Annotated in this window: 19 protein-coding genes and 2 pseudogenes; 9 read left to right on the forward strand and 12 right to left on the reverse strand. The window is 34.9% G+C overall.

Features of this window, described 5'->3' with window-relative positions; translation table 11 throughout:
• Positions 1-10: 10 nt before the first annotated feature.
• Positions 11-2,746, reverse strand: coding sequence for an ATP-binding protein (locus FJQ98_RS26070; RefSeq protein ID WP_053595971.1), 2,736 nt, complete (start codon positions 2,744-2,746; stop codon positions 11-13).
• A 310-nt stretch (positions 2,747-3,056) separates the two neighbouring features.
• On the opposite strand from FJQ98_RS26070, the gene FJQ98_RS26075 reads away from it, so the two are divergent.
• From FJQ98_RS26075 to rpoN, 8 genes and pseudogenes are all read left to right on the forward strand, one after another.
• Positions 3,057-3,218, forward strand: coding sequence for a hypothetical protein (locus tag FJQ98_RS26075; RefSeq protein ID WP_201406589.1), 162 nt, complete (start codon positions 3,057-3,059; stop codon positions 3,216-3,218).
• Between the two features lie 101 nt (positions 3,219-3,319).
• A pseudogene (locus FJQ98_RS26080) lies at positions 3,320-4,264 on the forward strand (M14 family metallopeptidase); the annotation flags it as partial.
• 701 nt (positions 4,265-4,965) lie between these two features.
• Positions 4,966-5,211, forward strand: a pseudogene (locus FJQ98_RS26085) (peptidase M14); the annotation flags it as partial.
• A 239-nt stretch (positions 5,212-5,450) separates the two neighbouring features.
• On the forward strand, positions 5,451-5,780 hold the full coding sequence (locus tag FJQ98_RS26090) for a PadR family transcriptional regulator (RefSeq protein WP_053482886.1): 330 nt from the start codon (positions 5,451-5,453) through the stop codon (positions 5,778-5,780).
• The gene (locus FJQ98_RS26095) at positions 5,777-6,184 is read left to right on the forward strand and encodes a permease prefix domain 1-containing protein (protein WP_053595969.1); all 408 of its coding nucleotides are present in this window, start codon (positions 5,777-5,779) and stop codon (positions 6,182-6,184) included. Before FJQ98_RS26090 ends, FJQ98_RS26095 begins: the two co-directional genes overlap by 4 nt.
• Before the next feature lie 3 nt (positions 6,185-6,187).
• Positions 6,188-6,847, forward strand: a complete 660-nt coding sequence (locus FJQ98_RS26100; protein WP_053595968.1) for a hypothetical protein — start codon at positions 6,188-6,190, stop codon at positions 6,845-6,847.
• Between the two features lie 186 nt (positions 6,848-7,033).
• The gene (locus FJQ98_RS26105; RefSeq protein WP_053595967.1) at positions 7,034-7,447 is read left to right on the forward strand and encodes a MarR family transcriptional regulator; all 414 of its coding nucleotides are present in this window, start codon (positions 7,034-7,036) and stop codon (positions 7,445-7,447) included.
• A gap of 229 nt (positions 7,448-7,676) precedes the next feature.
• Positions 7,677-8,936, forward strand: coding sequence for an RNA polymerase factor sigma-54 (rpoN, locus tag FJQ98_RS26110; RefSeq protein WP_053595966.1), 1,260 nt, complete (start codon positions 7,677-7,679; stop codon positions 8,934-8,936).
• Positions 8,937-9,022: 86 nt separating this feature from the next.
• Here the strand turns inward: rpoN and aroE are convergent, their stop codons facing one another.
• The 7 genes from aroE to FJQ98_RS26145 are packed head-to-tail and all read right to left on the reverse strand — an operon-like array spanning position 9,023 to position 16,705.
• On the reverse strand, positions 9,023-9,841 hold the full coding sequence (aroE, locus tag FJQ98_RS26115) for a shikimate dehydrogenase (RefSeq protein WP_053595965.1): 819 nt from the start codon (positions 9,839-9,841) through the stop codon (positions 9,023-9,025).
• An 11-nt stretch (positions 9,842-9,852) separates the two neighbouring features.
• Positions 9,853-11,271: an aldehyde dehydrogenase family protein gene (locus FJQ98_RS26120; protein ID WP_053595964.1), complete on the reverse strand. Its 1,419-nt coding sequence runs from the start codon at positions 11,269-11,271 to the stop codon at positions 9,853-9,855.
• Positions 11,268-12,020: an SDR family oxidoreductase gene (locus tag FJQ98_RS26125; protein WP_053595963.1), complete on the reverse strand. Its 753-nt coding sequence runs from the start codon at positions 12,018-12,020 to the stop codon at positions 11,268-11,270. Before FJQ98_RS26125 ends, FJQ98_RS26120 begins: the two co-directional genes overlap by 4 nt.
• Position 12,021: 1 nt before the next feature.
• Complete coding sequence (gene lpdA, locus FJQ98_RS26130) at positions 12,022-13,401, reverse strand: dihydrolipoyl dehydrogenase (RefSeq protein WP_053595962.1); 1,380 nt, start codon at positions 13,399-13,401, stop codon at positions 12,022-12,024.
• A gap of 14 nt (positions 13,402-13,415) precedes the next feature.
• Positions 13,416-14,702 carry a dihydrolipoamide acetyltransferase family protein gene (locus FJQ98_RS26135; protein ID WP_053595961.1) on the reverse strand — a complete coding sequence of 429 codons (1,287 nt, stop codon included), beginning with the start codon at positions 14,700-14,702 and terminating at the stop codon, positions 13,416-13,418.
• Between the two features lie 13 nt (positions 14,703-14,715).
• Complete coding sequence (locus tag FJQ98_RS26140; RefSeq protein WP_053595960.1) at positions 14,716-15,696, reverse strand: alpha-ketoacid dehydrogenase subunit beta; 981 nt, start codon at positions 15,694-15,696, stop codon at positions 14,716-14,718.
• A 19-nt stretch (positions 15,697-15,715) separates the two neighbouring features.
• On the reverse strand, positions 15,716-16,705 hold the full coding sequence (locus FJQ98_RS26145; RefSeq protein WP_053595959.1) for a thiamine pyrophosphate-dependent dehydrogenase E1 component subunit alpha: 990 nt from the start codon (positions 16,703-16,705) through the stop codon (positions 15,716-15,718).
• Positions 16,706-16,872: 167 nt separating this feature from the next.
• Here FJQ98_RS26145 and FJQ98_RS26150 point away from each other — a divergent pair, with 167 nt between their 5' ends.
• Positions 16,873-18,531, forward strand: a complete 1,659-nt coding sequence (locus FJQ98_RS26150; RefSeq protein ID WP_053595958.1) for a sigma-54 interaction domain-containing protein — start codon at positions 16,873-16,875, stop codon at positions 18,529-18,531.
• 59 nt (positions 18,532-18,590) lie between these two features.
• On the opposite strand, the gene FJQ98_RS26155 is transcribed toward FJQ98_RS26150, so the two are convergent.
• From FJQ98_RS26155 to FJQ98_RS26170, 4 genes are all read right to left on the reverse strand, one after another.
• On the reverse strand, positions 18,591-19,883 hold the full coding sequence (locus tag FJQ98_RS26155) for a TRAP transporter large permease (RefSeq protein ID WP_053595957.1): 1,293 nt from the start codon (positions 19,881-19,883) through the stop codon (positions 18,591-18,593).
• Positions 19,883-20,365: a TRAP transporter small permease gene (locus FJQ98_RS26160; RefSeq protein ID WP_053595956.1), complete on the reverse strand. Its 483-nt coding sequence runs from the start codon at positions 20,363-20,365 to the stop codon at positions 19,883-19,885. Before FJQ98_RS26160 ends, FJQ98_RS26155 begins: the two co-directional genes overlap by 1 nt.
• Before the next feature lie 87 nt (positions 20,366-20,452).
• Positions 20,453-21,502, reverse strand: a complete 1,050-nt coding sequence (locus FJQ98_RS26165) for a TRAP transporter substrate-binding protein (protein WP_053595955.1) — start codon at positions 21,500-21,502, stop codon at positions 20,453-20,455.
• An 84-nt stretch (positions 21,503-21,586) separates the two neighbouring features.
• Positions 21,587-22,345: an SDR family NAD(P)-dependent oxidoreductase gene (locus tag FJQ98_RS26170; protein WP_053595954.1), complete on the reverse strand. Its 759-nt coding sequence runs from the start codon at positions 22,343-22,345 to the stop codon at positions 21,587-21,589.
• Positions 22,346-22,424: the final 79 nt, after the last annotated feature.

Here is a 22,424-nt window from a genome sequence, read left to right on the forward strand (position 1 = left end):
GTCCATTTTATTAACTCCCTTTAGAAACTAGCCATACTCTTAAAACGGATACTAATTGATCTAAATTTAATGGCTTACTTATATAATCTGAAGCACCAGCCTCTATTGTTTTATCTCGATCATTTTTCATGGCCTTCGCTGTTAAAGCGATAATCGGTAAATCCGTAATCTTCATTTGTTTGCGTATAATCGACATCGTTTCATAGCCATCCAAATTTGGCATCATAATATCCATCAGAATAAGGTCAATTCCATCATTAACTTGCATAATATCTAAACACTCTATCCCGTCTTTGGCAACTAAGATATTCATACCTCGTTTTTCGAGTGCATTTTTTAATGCATATATATTACGGTAATCATCGTCTACAAGTAAAATATTTTTCCCTTGAAAAACTTCTACCTCTTGTTGAGAGAAGTCCTTAGTTTCCAATAGCTGTTTTTCTATTAGCTCTTCTAATTCATTAGTAGCCCCTACTTCATGAATAGCAAGTTCAAGACGTTTTTGCTCTTCGATGCCATTTGGCAAGCTTGGGATTGTTAGTGTGAATGTACTACCTTGCCCTTCATTACTTTGTAAAGAAATCCAGCCGCCAAGTAATCCCGCAAGCTCTTTACAGATGGACAAACCAAGACCTGTTCCACCGTATTTACGTACTGTTGCCCCATCAGCCTGTTGGAATGATTCAAAAATAAGCTGATGTTTTTCCTTTGGAATCCCTATACCTGTATCTGAAACTGTGATTTCTAACCAGTAAGCACTAACATCCTGCATATTATTTGTTAACTGTTCTTGACCAAGCTGTTTAATGTCAAGATGAACTGAGCCTTGTTTTGTAAATTTAAAGGCATTTGATAATAAATTTTTCAATATTTGCTGGAATCTTTGTTCGTCAGTATAGAAAACATCGACTACATTTTCGTCTTTCGAAATATAAAATTGTAGATTTTGTTTCGTTGCTACAGGCGCAAAAGTTTGCTCGATTTGTACAGGAACCTCACTCATATTCATTTCATCAAAGCTAATATCCAACTTGCCTGCTTCAACTTTTGATAAATCTAAAATATCGTTAATTAATGCCAGTAGATCTTCACCTGAAGAATGGATAACCTTTGCAAATTCAGCTTCCTCTTCTGATAAAGTATTTTGGCTATTTTCAGCTAACATTTCAGATAAAATTAAAATGCTATTCAGTGGCGTTCGCAATTCATGTGACATATTGGCTAGAAACTCAGATTTATACTTTGAATTTAGTAACAGCTGTTCCGCACTTTCCTCTAATTCTTTTTTAGCTTGTTCTAATTCTCTCGACTTTAACTCTGCCTCTTTTGTTCGTTCTTCCAATTGGTCATTAATCATTGTCAGTTCCTCTGTTTGCATCTGCAATTCTTCTGATTGTGTCTGAAGCTCTTCAGACTGTGCCTGTAATTCCTCTGTCATAGCTCTTGACTCATTCAATAAACGGACAATTTCCATACGCCCTAGGACACTATTGATCGTTAATCCAAAGGTTTCGATAACTTGTTTCACTAGTTCCTGCTGCAGCTTATTAAAGCTAGTTATTGTAGCTAATTCAACGACAGCTATAACGTCATTTTCAAATATAATAGGGACGATAAAAATACCTTTCGGCGGTACTTTCCCTAAACCAGTACCTATTAAACGGAAATCTTCTGGAATATCGTTATAAATTAAAACCTTTTTTTCTAAAGCACATTGTCCAATTAAGCCTTGTCCCAGTTTAAAGCTTTCAATTCCAACGTTATCTCCTGCGTCCGCAAAAGCAGCTTTTTTTACAAATTGTATATGATTATCAGTAGTTTCACGAACATAAAATGCGCCCAGGGAAGACTGCGTTTTTTGCGCTATTTCTGAAAGGAAGGTTTCAGCTAATTTGGTTATGCCAGAAATACCTTGATATTTTGTGACAATTTCTGCGATATTCAACTGTAGCCATTCTCTTCTCTCAAGCGCATCCAGCAATTCATTTGTAGCAGCTGCAAGAGCATTGATTTCATCATTTGTTCTAACATGTATTCTTCCTTTTTGACTGCTCTTGGAAGCAGCGATTTCTCGGATCGTTCGTGTAACCTCAGTTAACGTTTTTACGATTGAACGAGAAACACCACTTGCAATGATAATCGCAACAACTGAAATAAATACAAGTATGCCAAGCAGTGTAAGTGTTACAATACTATTCCTTTTGTCCAACTCATTTACTTTGGCTTGCATAGTTGCAACTACCGCTGAACGGAGTGACTCAAACTGATTTCGTACTATTTCCATGTCTTTACGACCTATATCTACTTTATAAATTTCCCATAACGATTCTGTATTGTTTTCTTTTTTAAATTTAATGGAAGGTTCCGCTGATGTTGTAATCCAATGCTCTATCGTCGTCTTTATCTCATTTAACTTCTGTTGTTGTGTATTTTCTAAAAGCTGATAAAGTTCATTAAAATCAGATTCCCAATTTTCACCAGCTTCGTTGTAAGGTTCTAAGTAGCTTGATTCACCTGTAATAACAAAGCCCCTCTGGTTCGATTCCATATCTAAAATGTGTTTTTCAATGCGATTGGTTAGAGCATGTATAGTTGAATCCTTCTTGATAATATAATTTCTTTCTTTTTGTAGAGAGGAAATTTGATTATTTAAGATAATCACTGATGCAAGTAAACAAAGTATGATAACAATATAGCCTAACGTAATTTTAGTTCGTATACTTATCTTAAATTTATTTAACATTTCTTTTCCTACCTTCACCTGACATAAACTCTATTATCTAGTATTATTGTACATCAAAAAGTAACAAAGTTTCTTCCTCTTAGGTTAAGAGAGTAATCTCTTTGCGAGGAATACTTAACAAAGTTCACATTAAAAGGGTTCATCATCAAAAGTTGTGGATGACTTTTGTTAAAACGTCTACTATGTAAATAAGTTGATCTTCGTTACGACTGGGCGACTCCTTGGGGATTAGCAATAGAGGAACGAAGGCTAAAAACATCACGTCCTGTGATAACGCCTTCGTGACCCATATCCTGTTGCTGCCGCTACGTTGCACTACGCTTTCGCACAAACACATTTGTTGCCCCGACGCACCCAGGAAGCTCTGCTCTGTGCGAAAGCGAAGCGACAGCAACAAATGTTTTATCTGTGCGAAAGCGTAGCGGCAGCAACAAAGCGCCAAGTCGGAACGGTAATCAACCACACGTTTTGATGATGAGCCATTAAAAGTTAATAAGTCCTGTATTCTTTTCATATATATTTTATATTGGCCAATTTTGCCGAGACATAATTGATAGTAAGGAGAGAACAATTGTGGACATTTTCGTAAGACCAGGAGATTCCCTTTGGCATTTTAGTGAAGTGTTTAAAATACCTCTTCAGCTAATTATAGATTCCAACCGAAATATGAACCCTCAATTTTTAAGGGTTGGACAACGCATTCGAATTCCGGGCTTTGTTACGGTCAATTATCAAATAAAACAAGGAGACACCTTTTGGCAAATAGCTCATAGCAGAAATCTCCCATTAGTAGCCATCTTACTTGTCAATCCTGGCCTTAATCCAAATCAATTACAAATAGGCCAGACAATTCGCATTCCTCAACGAATTACATGGAGGCTCGTCAATGGTAAACAAAATTATACCTACACCCTCATGATGAATGATATTAAAAAACTACTTGATGCTTATCCATTTCTACAAAGCTCTACAATCGGACATTCTGTTTTACAGCATGAAATTCCAGAGCTTCTTATCGGAAACGGGACTAAGCGTGTCCATTATAACGGCTCCTTTCATGCGAATGAATGGATTACAACTCCGATTATCTTAACTTTTATAAACGACTATCTACTCTCACTCACCAATCAAAGTACAATTCGCGGTTTATCTCCACTCCCACTTTACCAGCAAACAACCCTTTCCATAGTTCCGATGGTCAATCCTGATGGTGTCGACTTAGTGATACAGGGACCACCTAATGACGAGGCATTAAAAAATCAGCTTATTACTTGGAATAGCAGTAGCACCAATTTCTCTGGTTGGAAGGCAAATATACATGGCGTCGATTTGAACGATCAGTTCCCTGCAAAATGGGAACTAGAAAGTGCACGCAACCCGAAAACACCTGGACCAAGAGATTATGGAGGACAACGACCTTTGTCCGAGCCTGAGGCCATTGCTATGGCTGATTTGACTAAGAAGCGCGATTTTGCAAGAGTTCTTGCTTTTCATACACAAGGTAGAGTGATTTATTGGGTAACTAAACTGTTACGACAAATTTAAACAAAACTATACAAATCTGTATAGAAGCATAGATTTATAACAGAATACCCTTCGTATCAAGCGATTGGTGCGAACTCCACGTTAATTGCTTTTAACTCCTAAAGCCTTGTGACCAAAGCGGAGCTGGAAACGGCAGACGTAACGGTGCGAAAGCAGAAAAAACAACAAGGATGGCATAAGCTGAAAAAAATTACTCAGTGTCCGTAAAGGGTCGTCGTGACAACGGAAAACGGTAGCGCTAAGTGCTTTGGCAATGGATGTTTAGCAGCGAAAGTCCTAAATCTCTAATGAGACAAGGAAGACGTTCAACGACTATCTCCTTGAGGGAGAGTAAAACCGCAAGCGAATGGCGGAAGAAAAATGTGGCTCTTATTAGAAAATAAGATGAAGATATAGTCTGCGCTTATGTGAAAGCATAAGAGGTCTACTCGTGAGAGAAAGACTGCATGAAGGGTTGCGCCTTAATGTGAACAAGAAAAATATATACAACTATAAAAATGTTAACAACGATACTGCGGAATTTAAGCCTTTGAGAGTCATACTAAATGGCAGTAGCTTCGGCGAAATCAGACTCGGAGAATAAGGAAGACACAAAAACGAAAGTCGGAAGATAAAAGTTGTGTCACAGTAGAGATGTTTACATTTTTTTGGAAATGTATATGTTTTTCGTATCGGGCTTTGAAAATCTCGAACCACCTGAGTCAGAAATTCTTGTTAATGAATTTAGTCGAGTTAGTGGCTATGAGCCTATCAAGTCGGCAGGTAGTTATGCAGGTTATAAAGATTGGTTTATTCAGGACTTCCGCAGACCTGGCTTTACCGTCGAGTTAGGTAGTGGTACAAATCCACTTCCACTCAGCCAATTCGACGACATCTACGAAGAGACATTAGGTATATTCCTTGCAGCATTGTATATGTAATAAAAAGAGCCGAGAATTTGTGAAAACAATTTGTGAAGTCGAAGTAACCATCACAATTCAATGCTAAATAAATATCCCCAGTCCCCTTTTACTTCTGAAGTGAAAGGGATTTTTTTAACCTCTAATAATTACACCTCACCGAAAATTTGGACGTATTCGGAAAAATTACTTTGACAGGTAGAGTAATGTTTGCTAATATTACTCTGACAGATAGAGCAATAAAAATAAGTAGGTGACTTATGGTTCGAAGTGACATCATCCGCGGACACTTGGATTCCATTATTTTAAGGTTAATTTTAGAGAAAGATCGTTATGGTTATGAAATTTCTCAGGAAATAAGTATCCGCACAAATAATCGTTTTCAAATTAAGGAAGCAACTTTGTACGCAGTTTTTCAACGCCTTGAAAAAAAGGAAATTATTGAAGCCTATTATGGTGATGTTTCACATGGAGGCAAAAGAAAGTATTACCGTATTACCCCTTTAGGTAAAGCTTATTTAAACGAGCTAGTAAAAGAGTGGTCGGAAGTAAAAGAAATAATCGACTTATTTATGGAGGGCTTAGAATGAAAAAAATAAAAAACCATATTGATGAGCTTTTTAAAGACATTCCTCATAATAAAGAAACAGAGATGGTTAAACAAGAAATCATTCAAAATCTTGAAGAAAAAGTATTTTATTTGATGGATCAAGGGAAAGAACAAGAGGATGCCATCAACAAAGCCATCGTGGAGTTTGGAGATATTGAGGATTTAAAAAAGGAATTAGGTGTCAAGGAGCCCGAAAAGAAAAACATGGCTAAATTAAATTTAGAATTTTCTATATGGGGTAGTAGCTTAATTATTGCATTTTTTGTTTTTATTAATCTTTACTATACGCCACATACAATTTGGGCAATCTATCCAATTTTCGCAATATTATGGTGGCCTCTAGCTATGTACTTCGTTTGGTCACGTAAGAAATGGAGTGAATAAAACATGAAGAACTTTATTAGCTTTTCGATTGTTGGTAGTTTGATGACAATGATTTTTTTAGGAATCGTCAATTATACGACGTCACCTCAGGAGCTTTGGTTTATTTACCCGTGCTTACTAGTTTTGCTATGGCCAATTACGTTATTCTTTATGTCTAAAAGAATGTATAAACAATATTCTCTTGTTTGTAGTGCCATGATTATTGCTTTTCTTATCATTGAAAATTATGTATACTCGCCCGATCATATATGGTTCATTTATGCGGTTTATCCAATCATCTGGTGGCCAATTCTTATGTATTTAGAGGAAAAAGCAAAAACATTAAAAATTGCACTAATAGGCTGTGCAAGTACCATTATTTATTACTCCTTATTAAATATTATTTTGTCCCATCCATACCCTTGGGCGATCTATCCAGCATTTTTAGTAATTTGGTGGCCCTTAGCTTTATACCACGCACAAAGAAAAACGTTTGTAGCATTCTCTGTTACCGCTACAGTTCTTATCAGTATCTTTTTTATTACAGTAAATATTGTCTCTTCACCAGGAGTGATATGGGCGTTTTATCCAATCTTTGTAGTTCTATGGTGGCCCCTAAGCATGTACTTTTATGTTTATAAAAGAAAAATGTACAATTCAACAACTCTTCCTAAAAGAATCTAAAAATTTTGATTACAATTTACATTCGCAGAGGGAATTAGATGAAAAAGATAATGAGATTAATATCTTCTACAGTGTCCGTATTTTACATTGACAAGAAATTAATTTCCTTAAGGATATCGGCAGTAGCCCATATTATTTATTTGCTATATAATTTAGTTATTAAATATTTTAACAGGCTGTGATTATATGTCAGAAAACAATCAACTGCATAACGTGGAAATCATTATGAGAGAGATGCTTGAAATACAGCAAAAATCAAAAATGTTTGTAAATCTCTTATCTGAAGGAGAATCATTATCTCAAAACCAACTGATCCTCCTACTTCAGCTAAAAATTAATGGTGGTATGAAAGCAACAGAAATTGCTGAATTCTTTAGTGTGACACCTGGAGCCGTTACATCAATGTGCGATAAGCTGGAAAAATTAGAATTAGTAGAGCGGCTTAGAGAGAAAGAAGATCGTCGTGTCGTAAAGATGATTTTAACTAATAGCGGCGAATTGAAGGTTCAAGATTTATTTTTAAAGTTTTCACAGGAAAAACTGATAGATATGGCAAAAGTATTGCGTGAGGTTAATCAGTTAATGAATAAAATTTTTTAGGATTTCATAAAATTGAAATCCTTTTTTTATTGCCCAGAAAATATGTGTGGTAATTCATGAAATTCTCATTATTTCCATTGGTTCATTATTCACTTGCACAACTTATTTATATCATATAAACTACTAAAAATTATTATTATTTATACCTTTCTTAATTTAAATAACATTAGAAATATTCTGATTTAATTTTAAGATGAAATGTTAAAATGGAATATAAGAGGTGAGTTCAATGCGTTTAGAAGTAAATCAAAAATTAGATTTAAAATTAGCTATGACAAAACAATTGAGACAAGCAATAGAATTGTTACAAATGCCTTCAGATGAGCTTGAAACATTTCTTATAGAACAATCACTTTCAAATCCCTTAATTGAAGTGAAAGATAGCTTTCACTTTAAGGAAGGTTATCATACAAACAAATATATGAATCTACCTGAAAACAATGCGGAGTTCCGGATATCAAATGTAGATTACCTTTTAAGTGAAATTCGTTTAACTTATCATTCATCTGAAGATTATCAGCTTCTTCAACAGCTTATTCTAAACTTAAATGAGTTTGGTTATTTACCAAATGTGACTCAGTTATTTTCACAGTCTCAATACAACCACGCTTTACAGCTTCTGAAAAATTTAGATTATGTAGGTGTGGGGGCTGCAGATTTTAAGCATTGCTTACTGTTACAACTAGAAGCTTTCTATCCTGATGAATTATTTGCTAAAGAAATTATCCAACATCACTTAGAAAAATTAGCTGATCGTAAGTGGAATGACATAAAAAAATGTTTACAGATAGATGAAGAAGAACTGAAATATAATATAAATATTATAAAATCATTAAACCCAAAGCCTTTTAAACCTGATTATTCTAGTATGTCTGAAGTTATTCGTCCCGATATAATAGTTGACATTAAAGATGATTTCATAACTTACGCTTTAAGTGACTGGTTCTCTCCTTCTATTACTATGACAAAAATAGAGTCGATGTACTTATCAACAGAAGAACAAAAACAAATGAATAAATGGGAGAAGGATTACAACTGGTTATCTCAATCTCTTGAACAACGAAGAGAAACAATGATCGCTATAATGGAGTACTTAATACGAGAACAATTGGAAGCCCTTAAAAATGGACTATATTTTATAAAACCAATGACTCTTAAAGATATTTCAGTAGCTATTGATCGTCATGAATCTACTGTTAGTAGAGCAACGATGAACAAATATATTCAAGCACCTTGGGGAACTTTCTTAATGAAGAATTTATTTTCATCTAAGGTAACGACTCATTCTGGGGAAGATATCTCTAAGGAAAAAATAAAAACACAAATTCTTGAACTTGTAAAAAATGAAAATAAGAAAAAACCATTATCTGATAATAAAATATTGGAACTCATTTGCAACCAAGAAGGAGTTGAGTTATCTAGAAGAACAATCGCTAAATACCGAGATGAATTAAATATCCCCTCATCCTCTAAACGAAAAGAATTGTAGAACGCAAAGAAAGGTGAAGAAAACCGCTAAGCTCTTCTTCACCTTTTGATATATTTTAAGGGGAATTTAATTTTTAATGATAGTCATTATTTATTTATTAAATTTACCATCTGACTGTAATTTACATCTTTCTGAAACCACATTTTTATTGCCTTGTGATTTTGCATAACTAGCATGGTCATACCATTTTGTATACGGGCACCTAAATTTTTAGCTTGTTTAAGAAATGCTGTGTTTTTGGGATTATAAATGACATCCGAAACAATCGCTTTTTCTTTTAGCTGTACAATATTTAGAGGCATGGCATCCGTATGTGGCCACATACCTATAGGGGTAGTTTGAATGATAACGTCATATTTAAGTGTTTGCTGCTCAGCTTCTTCATAGGATAAGATCTTAATATTCGGTCTATCTATCGAGTTCTTCACCTTATCTACTGTTCGGTTTGTTATATCAATTTCAACATCTTCAAATTGCAGGAGCTCAAAGTAGATGGATTTAGCTACTCCACCAAATCCAATCAAAAGAATTTTCATTCCATTCAAGTTTGATAGGTTAAACTCTTGTAAAAGTCCTGCTAACCACGCTTGACCATCAAAATTATATCCAATAAGCTTACCGTTCAATGCTTGAATAATGTTAACAACCCCTGTATTTTTAGCAGTAATATCTAACTCATCTATATATGGCAGCACTTTCTCCTTATAGGGAATGGTGACAAGTAATCCTCCTACACGACTGGATTTTAATTGCATCATTATATTTGTTAATCCATCATCTGCCACTTCAAACTTTTGAAACGTGGCTTGAATATTATTCTCTTTATAGGTTTCATTTTGCAATAAAGGCGAAAGTGAGTGCACTAAGGGATTTCCCAAAATACCATAGACTTGAATAAAAACCACCCTCTCTATTCTTATTGATTCCAAATAACTAGCTTTAATTCTGTCATTTCTTCTATAGCATATTTTATACCCTCTCGACAGTTACCACTTTCTTTCACACCTCCATACGGCATATGGTCTACTCTAAATGTTGGAATGTCATTAATAACTACTCCACCTACTTCTAAAAGATGCATGGCTTTTGAAGCTTTTCGAATATCATTTGTAAAAATACCAGCTTGTAATCCAAACCGAGAATCATTTATTGCTTCAATAGCTTCTTGAACAGTACTAATTTTATTTACTGTAACAATGGGCGCAAAGACCTCTTGGCACGATACTTTTGAAATTGAAGGTACTTCAGCTAAAATAGTAGGTTTTAAAATATTTGCTTCTACTTGGCCCCCACTAATTAATTTTGCTCCCTCTGCTATCGCCTCATCAATCCAGCTTAGGGCTCGATTATTGTCCTCTATACTAATCAGCGTTGAAATATCTGTCGTTATATTCAGCGGATCTCCCAATACCAATTTCTCAGCCTTTTCTTTAAACTTTTGCAAAAATTCTTCTGCCACACTTTCATGCACATAAATTCGTTGTAATGAAATGCAAATTTGTCCTTGATTTGAAAATGCCCCAACCACACATTTATCAGTTATTACATCAATATCCGTATGTTGATCGATGATTAATCCTGCATTCGATCCTAGTTCTAGGGAGACTTTCTTCAGTCCAGCACGTTGTTTTATACCTAACCCAACGCCTGGACTTCCCGTAAACGTAACCATTTTTACTTTTTCACTTTCTACCAAAACATCTCCAACTGTTCTTCCACTTCCAGTTACCAAATTAAATGCGCCTTTTGGTAAATCTGTTTGGCTTAATAATTCCGCTAAAAATATGGATGATAGCGGTGTTTGAGATGCTGGTTTTAGAACAACCGTATTACCCGCTGCAATCGCTGGCCCTAATTTATGTGCGACTAAATTCATCGGGAAATTAAATGGCGTAATAGCTGCTACCACTCCTAATGGTTCTCGAATTGTTAATCCAATTTTATTCGCACCATTTTTGGCAGCATCGATAGGTAGAACTTCACCGTAAATTCGTTTTGCCTCTTCTGCCGCGAATTTATAAGTTTCTATTGTTCGTTCTACTTCACCTATTGCAAATTTCAAAGGCTTCGCAGATTCTAATGAAATAATCTCTGCGGCTTTGTCTTTATTAGTAATTAACAGGTTTACCAACTGTTCTAATATATTTGAGCGCTCATAAGCCGTTAGATTTCGCATTACTTTAAATGCTTCTTGTGCTGCATCGATTGCCTCTTCAACCTGCTCGATTGAAGCCTGGGCAATCTTTGCGATTGTTTGTTGTGAATAAGGTGACTTTAAATCACTATATATTTCACTTTCTCTCCATTGTCCATCAATATATAAATTTTTTCTCATCGTGATAAAACACCTCCATCGACTGGGATTAAAATGCCTGTAACATAATCAGATGCTTTGGTAGCTAAAAACATAGCTGTACCTACAATATCTTGAGGATCGCCCCATTTTTTAGATGGAATGCGATCTTCAAATTCTTTTTTACGTACTGAGTCCTGTAAAATATCGGAATTCATGTCTGTTAAAATATACCCCGGAGCAATGGCATTTACTTGAATCCCATATTGAGCCCATTCATTTGATAATGATTTTGTTAATTGTAGTACCGCTCCCTTACTTGCTGAATAAGGTGAAGAATTGTACGCCCCAACAATGGATACGATTGAGCTTAGATTAATAATTTTACCTTGTCCAAATTTTTTCATTTCGACTGCCGCTAATCGACTTAATTCAAATAAAGATAAGACATTTAAGTTAAATATTTTTTGCCATGTATCTAATGGTACATCCACCGCTGGACTACGTTTAATAATTCCTGCACAGTTAATAAGAACATCTACTTTTCCATCTAATAGCTCTAAAGCTTGTTTAAAATATAGTTTTATTTTCTCGACTTCCATTAAGTCACACTTAATATAGCCAACATTTAAAGAGCTAAGTGAGGCTGTTTTGTCAGAAATATCCAGAACAATAATTTCAGCTCCAGCCTGCTTAAAGGCCTTTACGAATTCATGGCCAATTCCTTGAGCCCCACCGGTTACAATTATTTTTTTCCCTTTTAGATTAAAAAGTTCAGTGTTGTCTGTCATGTTAATGAACCCCTTTACCAATACTTAAATTAGCTACTTCCATAAATATTTCAGACAGTGATGGGTGTGGTTGAATCATCTCAGCCATTTCATACACGGTACCTTCAAGACTCATATATGCCGATCCTTGTCCAATTAATTCTGTTACATATGGACCTACCATACACATACCATAAATTTCACCGTATTTAGAATCTGTAAATACTTTGACAAAGCCATCTTTTTTTCCTAAAGTCTGAGCTTTTCCATTTCCAAAAAGATTATATTTAGTAACTGTGTAATCAATACCTTTACTTTTCAAGTCATTTTCTGATTGGCCAATACTTGCAATTTGTAAATTTGTATAAATGCATCGTGGCACAATTGAATAATCGATTTTCTTTTGTTTACCTAAAATATTCTCAATGACAGTTAATCCTTCTGCACTTGCAACGTGAGCAAGCTGATATCCGCCTATTACATCTCCGACCGCATAAATATTTGAAATATTTGTTTGTAAATAGTCGTTAACTTTAATAAATGCTCCATTGTACGCTAAGCCTAATTGCTTGGTCGCAGAATCGTTAGGTGTCCGTCCTACTGCCATAAGTAACTCTTCTGAAGAAACGACAACTTTCTCTCCTGATTTCTTCTCTACTTTTAGTGTCTTTAATCCATTTTCTTCACTCATACTTGTCACAAGATGTTCCGTTAAAATATTAATTCCTTTTTCGTGAAGCTTTTTGTGTAAAACTTTTGAAGCTTCCTCATCTTCCATAGCAATAATTCTGTTGCTATATTCAATAATAGTCACTTTAGATCCTAAACTATGAAATACATCGGCCAGCTCTACGCCAATTACCCCACCACCAACAATCGTAATAGATGATGGTAACGTTTTAAGATCAAAAATTGTATCAGTTGTATGATATTTAACTTTCTCTAAGCCTTCCATTTTCGGAATAAATGGACGGCTTCCTGTTGCAATAATAATATTTTTAGTTGAAAGAGTAGTCTTTTCATTATTTGAAATGACTTCAACCTCTTGAGGATTTTTTATTGATCCTAACCCATTAAATACTTCTACTTTTCTAGTTTTTAATAAAGATTGGATACCCATTCTTAAATTATTAAGAACTGAATTTTTGTAGGCAACCATACCTTCCATCGAAAATTCTACGTCTTTTACTATAATCCCACGTTGCTTTCCTTGCTCAATTTCTTCTAGTATTTCTGCATTTTTTAGAAAGGTTTTTGATGGGATACAGCCTTGATTGAGGCAAGTTCCTCCTAGCTGTCCAGCTTCTATAAGCGCAACCTTTAGTCCTTCACTGGCCCCTCTCAACGCAGCGACATATCCCCCGGGACCTCCGCCAATTATGATTACATCAAATGTTGTCATGTTCTCACCTCAATTTAAACAAGCATTCTAAATGGATTCTCTAGATTTTCTTTCAAGTCCGTCATAAACTGAGCAGCTGGTGCTCCGTCAATTACTCTGTGGTCAAACGATAATGATAATTGCATCATTGAATTTATAACTACCTCACCATTTTTTACAATTGGCTTTTCCAAAATTCTTCCTACACCTAAAATCGCTGACTGTGGCTGATTAATAATCGGTGTAAATGAATCAACAGCAAACATGCCTAGATTGCTAATTGTAAAAGTACCATTTTCAAAATATTCCGGACTCAATTTTCCACTCTTTATGTTTGCAACTATTTCCTTACTTCTTTTTACAATCTCCGCTAAACCTATTTGATCTGTATTTCCAATTACCGGTACTACCAAACCTTCATCTAGAGAAACGGCAAATCCAATATTGACCTCCTCATAAAAATGAATTTCGTTATTTTGTAATGAAATATTTAATGCTTTGTTTTTAGATAATGTATGTGCAACTGCTTTAACAATTAAATCGTTAAAGGATAATCGATACCCTGTTTCTTTCTCAATTACAGGTAGTAATTGTTTACGCAGACTTACACATTCCGTCATATTGATTTCTGTTGTCATTGTTACATGCGGTGCAGTATAATAGCTTTCGCTCATTCGCTCTGCAATTACTTTTCGCATGCCTTTTAACGGTACTTTTTTCAGCGGTGTAGATTCTACTTCTTGTGATGATGTTGTTGCAGAAACAGCGGACAAGACATCCTTTTTCGTTATTTTACCGTGCTGTCCTGAGCCAATTAAATCTTTATCATCTATCTTTAGGTCCTGAACCATCTTTTGTGCCAATGGTGTGATTTTAGATGTATCTTGTTGTAAGTAATTTTCAACATCCTGTTTTTGTACTCGACTGTTTGGACCTGTTCCAGATATAAGAGAAAGGTCAACTCCATTATCTTTTGCAAGCTTGTTGGCAGCAGGTGTTTTTCGTACTTTTCCTTGCTCATTGCTTTCTTCTAATTTATTATCTATAGATTCTGAGGAGTTTTCAGTTTGCTCTATTGCCTCATTTTCTTCACCCATATAGGCAATAATTTCATGTACTTTTACTGTGCTACCTGCATCATATAGTTTTTTTAAAAGATGTCCTGAAGATTCAGCTTCTACTTCTAGAACAATTTTATCTGTTTGAATTTCAGCAATCGGATCGCCTTCCTCGATAAATTCACCATCATTTACAAGCCAACTAACAATGATGCCCTCCTCCATCGTTGCTCCTAATTTGGGCATTACCACTTCTCTTGCCATTTCGGTTTCACCTCTATTTATTCATTAATTCTAAACATTTTTGATAAATATCTGATACTTGAGGGATTGCAGCTTTTTCAAGTTTTGGGTTATATGGTATTGGTGCTTCTACTCCACCTAATCGTAAAATCGGTGCATCTAAGTAATCAAAGGCATCACTCTCAGCGATTAAACTAACGATTTCTGTACCAAATCCGCCTCTTTTCACTGCCTCATAAACGACTAGTACTCTCCCAGTTTTCTTAACAGATTCTAAAATCGCCTTTTCATCTAACGGAACAAGTGTCCGTGGATCAATTACCTCCACATCTATTCCCTCTTGTTCAAGTTGTTGTGCAGCTTCTACTGCATGATTTACCATCATACCTGTAGCAATAATAGTAATGTCCTTCCCCTCTCGTTTAATATCTGCCACGCCAAGAGGAATTTCATAAGATTCTTCAGGAACATCTCCTTTTAGGTTATAAAGCATTTTATGCTCATAAAATAAAACCGGATTGTCATCTTTTATTGCAGCTTTTAATAAGCCCTTAGCATCGTATGCATTGGAAGGTTGTACAACTTTTAAGCCCGGTATATGTGTCATCCATGCTTCTAAGCTCTGTGAATGTTGTGCTGCAAATCCTGCACCAGAGCCAGCTGGTAATCTTACTACCATTGGAACTTTTGCTTTCCCACCAAACATATAACGCATTTTAGCTGCTTGATTTACAATATTATCCATAGCAATTACAACGAAATCGGAAAATTGAATTTCTAAAATTGGGCGCATTCCTGTCATTGCTGAACCGACCGCACAACCACTAATTGCTGCTTCTGAAATAGGAGTAATACGAACTCGTTCAGGACCAAATTCATCAATCATTCCACTTGTGACACCAAAAGCTCCACCATATACTCCGATGTCCTCACCCATAATAAATACATCATTATCTTCACGCATCACTTGAGTCATTGCTTCTTTAACAGCTTCTGAATAACTAATTTCTCTCATCTTGATTTCTCCTTTTCCCCTAGGCGTAAATATCTGTCATTAAAGTATCTATACTTGGATCATCACTATTTTCAGCATATTCAACCGCTTCTTTCATCTGGTTTTGAGCTTTTTCGTTTAACTCTATGAATTCGTTTTCATTTATGACATTATTTGAAATTAGAATTTCCTTAAAAACTTCGATTGGATCCTTTTCTTTCTTCCACTCCTTCTCCTCTTCGCGCGTTCTATATTTTCGAGCATCACTTCTTGAATGCCCTTCCCATCGATAAGTTTCCGCTTCAATCAATGTAGGGCCCTCACCCTTTTTCGCACGTTCGACTGCATCTTGTGTCGCTTTAATGACCTCTAAAATGTTATTACCGTTAATTGTTTCGCTTGGAATTCCGTAGCTTGATCCTCTGACAGCAATGGACTCAATATTTGTCATTTCTGTAATAGAACCTGACATTCCATATAAATTATTTTCACAGAAGAAAATTACCGGAAGCTTCCATATAGATGCAAGGTTAAGTGATTCGTGGAACGCCCCTTCATTTGTTGCACCATCCCCGAAGAAGCAAAGTACTACATAGCCTAGCTCCTTCATTTTTGATGTCAAAGCAGCGCCGACACCAAGTGGTAGACCAGCTGCTACAATTCCATTTGCACCTAGATTTCCAACTGTCATATCAGCGATGTGCATAGAACCTCCTTTGCCTTTGCAATGACCCGTTACCTTCCCAAATAGCTCTGCGACCATCTTTTTAACATCTGTTCCTTTAGCAATACTGTGTCCATGACCGCGATGTGTGCTTGTAATCTTATCTTCATTATTCAGAGGGAAACAAGCACCTACTGCTGTGGCTTCTTGGCCAATACATAAATGCATAGTTCCATGAATTTTTCCTTGTTGATATAGTTGTTTCAGTGTCTCTTCGAACTTTCTAATGAGAATCATGTCATACAACATTTTCTTTAAATCCTGATTGTCTAAGCCTAATTCTTGAAATAATAACTCATTTGACATATATAGAACCTCCTAAAGATATTTACATTAATTATTAATGCAAAAAGCATGCCAACTTTTATTGATGCAAAAATCCAGTATTTTCTCATCGAACAAGGGGAAAATTGATGTATAATTGTGCCGAAGTGATGAGTTATTACATCACATCTACTTAAGGGGGAGTATGAATGTTTTACAATCAATTAAAAGTACTAGGGGTTATAGAGTGGGATCAAGTTAGAGATGTTCTAGCAATTAATGAAACTGCCAAGACTTATGAAAAGTTTTTTGATGATATAAAAAAGCAAGTTTCTAATGGTTATAAGTATTTTTGTATGTTGTCTTCTAACTTGGAGATAAATGTTATAAACAATGCTGAGGATTTTTCTAAACTAACAATTTTTATATTACCTCTAACAGAATCCGTTAGCTTAAATCAGGAAATTGATAAGTTGGATAATTTAAAAAAAGAGTTAGATGAAGTTATTAATTCATCGTTTGACGGTATTGTTATTTCTGATGCGAAAGGGAAAATTATGTATCAGAATCCTGCCTATGAAAGAATTACAGAGCTTTCAACTGAATTTTGCATAGGAAAAAATCTACAATCCTTAGTAGACAAAGGAATTATTGATGTTTCTGCATCATTAAAAGCTATCAAGGGGAATCGTTCTATCACAATAAGTCAGAAAATTAAAACAGGGAAAAATGTTTTAGTTTCAGCCGTTCCAATCAGAAGCAAGCAAGGGGAAATCATCAAAATTGTTAATAATGTCCGTGACTTAACTCAACTAAATAATCTAGAGACAGAAATTCAACAATTAGAAATTAAAAATCAAAGAATCCATGAAGAGTTACAACAATTAAAAGGGATTAGTGACCCGAAATATTCAATTATCGCACACTCTACACAAATGAAAGATGTCATTGACCGGGCTTTAAGAGTTGCTCAAATTGATTCAGGTGTATTAATTCAAGGGCCGTCTGGTGTAGGTAAAGAAAAAATAGTAGATTTAATACACCGAAATAGTATTCGGAAGGATGGGCCATTGATTAAAATTAATTGTGGTGCAATCCCTGAATCTCTTCTTGAATCGGAATTATTCGGATATGAATCAGGTTCTTTTACAGGTGCCACAAAAAAAGGGAAGGCTGGATTATTTGAGGCTGCTAATAATGGTACAATCTTTTTAGATGAAATTGGAGAGATGCCTCTACAGCTTCAAGTAAAACTATTACGAATACTTCAAGAACGAGAAGTTATGCGCATTGGTGGTACAACACCAATTCAAGTAGATGTCCGTGTAATTGCTGCAACAAACAGGAATTTATCGGATATGATTGAAGAGACGAAATTTAGAGAAGATTTATACTATCGACTTAATATTATACCAATCAAAATTCCACCACTTGAGCAAAGAGTAGCGGATATCATTCCTCTTATTTATCATTTTACGAATAATTTAAATATTAAATATGGATTAAATCGTTCTTTTTCATCTGAAGTGCTTGAAACGTTTGCGAACTATAAATGGCCAGGGAATGTCAGAGAGTTACAGAACATCGTAGAACGAGTTGTTTTAATGAGTCAACACTCAGAGATTACGATGGATGATTTACAAAGAGAATTAAACTTAAATAGCGATAGCATTCAAGTATCAAATGGCAATACATTAATTACCCATCATCTACCGTTAAAGGATCAAGTTGAATCTTTTGAGGAAAATATTATTCGAGAAGCAATTAAAATTTATCCTAGTATAAGAAAAGCAGCAATTGCATTAAAAATAGATCAATCCACACTTGTAAGAAAACTACAAAAATATAAAATAGAGAACCATTCATAATAAAAAACGACCTCCTGCTTTTGAACAGTGGAGGTCATTTTTATTTAACTTTAATATCATTACTTACTAGATAATAACTGTGGTAAAAATAACGTTAATTGCGGCACAAATGTAATGACGCCTAGTAATATTAGTAACGCTATTACAATAGGCGTTAAATGTTTAAAAGTTTCTTCAAAACGTATATTTGCCACTTTTGCACCAATAAACAGATTTAACCCCAATGGTGGTGTTAATAAGCCTAATGTCAGGTTGAAGCACACGATCATTCCAAAATGTAATGGATCTACTCCTAAAGGCGTAACGATTGGTAAAAGTAATGGTACAAATATTAATAATGCTGCAACTGTTTCAATAAACATTCCTACAACTAATAAGAAAAGATTAATTAACACTAGAACGATAATCGGATTTGTTGTAAAGCTTGAAATACCATTAGCTATATATTGTGGTACTTGCTCTAATGTTAAAATTTTACCGAAGAACGTTGCTGTACCAACGAAAATCATGACAGAACCAGATGTAACAGAAGCTTTTAAAAATACATCCATTAAATCACTTAATCGTAATTCTTTATAAATGAATAAACTTACGATTAAGCTATAAACAACAGCTACTACCGCTGCTTCTGTAGGCGTTACAATACCACCATATATCCCACCTAAAATAATGATAGGGGCTAATAATCCGAACTTTGCTTCATTTAACGATCGCCAAAAACCTATTTTTTCTTCTTCCGGTTGTTGGTCTACATAACCTTCTCTTTTACATACAATATAGTTAATGATGATTAATATCACTGCAATTAATAAACCTGGGACAATACCAGCGATAAATAAGTCGCTAATTGACACTCCTGCCATGATGCCATAAAAGATAAAGACAATACTTGGTGGAATGATAGGACCGAGAGCGCCTGCACTTGCTGTTAATGCTGCGGCATATGGTTTCTTGTAACCACTGTTAATCATGTGCGGTATCATAATTCCACCGATACTGGCAACCGTTGCTGCACCTGATCCAGAGATTGCTGCAAAAATTAAACTTGCGAGTATTGTAATTAAACCTAAGCTACCTGTCCAGGAGCCCACCATTGATTTGAAGAAATCAATAAGTCTTCTAGAAATCCCCCCTGTACTCATTAACTCTCCTGCTAAAATGAAAAATGGTACAGCTAATAATGAGAACGAATCATTCGATGTAAATGTCGCTTGAATAAGAAATGAAATAGGGATTGTTCCTTCAATTAGAACAACGGTTAACGCAGAAATTGCTAAAGAAATTGCAATCGGGATATTTATTAATAGACATAGAATAAATACAATTGTGAGAATTCCAATGGCACCTAACATTATTTCTCACCCTCTTTTCTCTTTACAAAAACATCTAATATCTCCACTACAAAAATTCTTATAGCCATTAAAAAATACCCAATCGGAATCCCTAAATAGACTACTCCCATTGGTAAATTAAGTGCTGCTGAAGTTGCGTTTTGTTTGTATAGATTATTTGCATATTGAAAGCCTAGATACGAAATATATAAACTGAACAGCATCCATATCATACTACCTACCAAGTTCACATATGGCCGGATTTTTTTTGGGATAATCATATTCAATGCTTCTACTCTAATATGTGCTTTCGTAATGACAGCATAACTTGCACTTATAAAAACAAACCAAACAAACAAATATCTTGATAGTTCTTCTGCCCAAACAATTGAGGAGTTAAAAACATATCTTGAAACCACAGCTGCAAACATGACTACCGTCATAATTAATAGAATTGCAAAGCTAGCATAAGCTTCGATTGGTCTCTTCATAAGCTTCCCCATTGCTTGTCCCCTCCTTTTGTACCCTTGTAATTATCAATAGGTCTTTTCATTACAAGGGCAATAAATTGAACTTTATTTCTCAGGAAATTATTTCAATTCCTCTAGTAATTTGATAGCTAAATCATAATTTTCTTGACCAATTGCATCCATGTTGTCTTTGGCAACATTTGATGTCACTTCTTTAAATACCTTTCTCTCTTCCTCAGATAATTCAACTACATCTACACCTTTATCTTTTAAGCCTTGGATGGCATCTTTTTCTGCTTTCGCTACAAGGTCTATCGCATATTTTGTATATGAAGCTACAGATTCATCTATCATCTTTTTCATATCTTCACTTAAACCATCATAGAAATCCTTATTTACTAGCACACCATGTAATAATAAAATGTGATTTGTCGCTGTAAAATGGTTGTTTACTTCATAAAAACGATCTCCGTAAATTAAAGGTGTTGTTGTAGATACACCATCGATTGTACCTTGCTGTAATCCTGTAAACACTTCACTATAAGCCATTGGTGTTGGGTTTGCTTTCATTGACTTCAAAGTACTTAAATGTAAATTCGCAGATGAACTTCTAATCTTCAAACCTTTTAAATCTGATGGTTTCTTAACAGATGTTTTACCGTTTAAAATGCTATAGTAGCCTAAATCTATAAATCCAAGGAGATACATATTTGATTTATCAGCAACCTCTTTCTTTAATAGGTCCCCATATTCTCCCTCTAGGAAAGAGTAAAATTGTTCGCGACTATCAAATAAAAATGGTACATCAAAAATATTAAAAGCATTTGCACCAATTGAATTTGCAATACCGTAAGCTGATGTTGTTGACAGTTGAATTGTACCGTTTTGTAATAATTCAGCTGTTGTTTCATCAGAAGTTGTTAATGTACCGCCATTATAAATTTCAACGTTTATATCACCATTGCTTTTCTCTTCGATTGTATCTTTAAAATTCTCATATCCTAAATTTAAAAAGTTGTTTGCATCGACTTGGTTTGCCATTTTTATCGTAATTTCTTTACCATTAGATGCTGATTCTTTTCCACTGTTGCTTGAACACGCTGCTAAAAATATTAACGACAACGCCATTATTGAAAACATCAATTTCTTTAGTACATTTTTATTTTTCATAGTATAAGCCTCCTGCTTTTCACTAAACATTCGTTCAATTGATTTGATGATTTAAATTCATAAAAATTGTCCAATTCTACCGGATTAAAAATTCATTTTAGATTGTCCACCGTCTACATTGATGGTTGCACCAACAATCCAAGAAGCTTTTTCAGACGTTAAATAAACAACTACATCTGCAATTTCTTCTGGTGTACCAAAACGACCTGCTGGAATATCATTCTTTACAAACTCTTCAATTTTATAAGGATTCTCTCTCGTTAACCTTCCCCAAACACCACTTTCATGATAAACACTACCAGGTGCAATGCTGTTAACTCTTATACCGTATTTAATGACTTCGCTTGCTAACGCTTTCGTGAAACTAATTAATGCTGCTTTTGAATTATTGTAGGTTGCCTTGCCTCCACTTTCCCTACCATAAATAGAAGAAATATTAATAATATTCCCTCTTCCTTGTTTTTTCATATGTTTAATGACCAATTTGCTAAGATGTACGGTCGAAAAATAATTTAATTCAAATGCTTCATAGAAATTCTCCATGGGAGTTTCTAATATGCTAGAGCCATTACTTCCCCCTGCATTATTTATCAATATATCGATATGATCATGATCTAATATGTATTTTTCTATTAGACCCTCACGCTCATAATTATTCGTAATGTCAGATTGATAGGTCGTAACATTTTTTAACTGTAGTTTGGCTTCATTCAAATGCTCTATAGAACGGCCAACAATTGAAACATTCGCATTTTCTTCTATAAATCTCTTAGCTATTTCTAGTCCAATACCCTTTGAACCACCAATAATCAATACATTTTTCTTAGCTAGATTCAACTCCATATAATTGCTCACTTTCTCGAGATTATCGTTTATCTCCTACTAACTCGCTACCTATCTATAATTCCTTATCTAGGTTTAC

Origin of the sequence: Lysinibacillus agricola (assembly GCF_016638705.1) — a bacterium.
Lineage (GTDB): Bacteria > Bacillota > Bacilli > Bacillales_A > Planococcaceae > Lysinibacillus > Lysinibacillus agricola.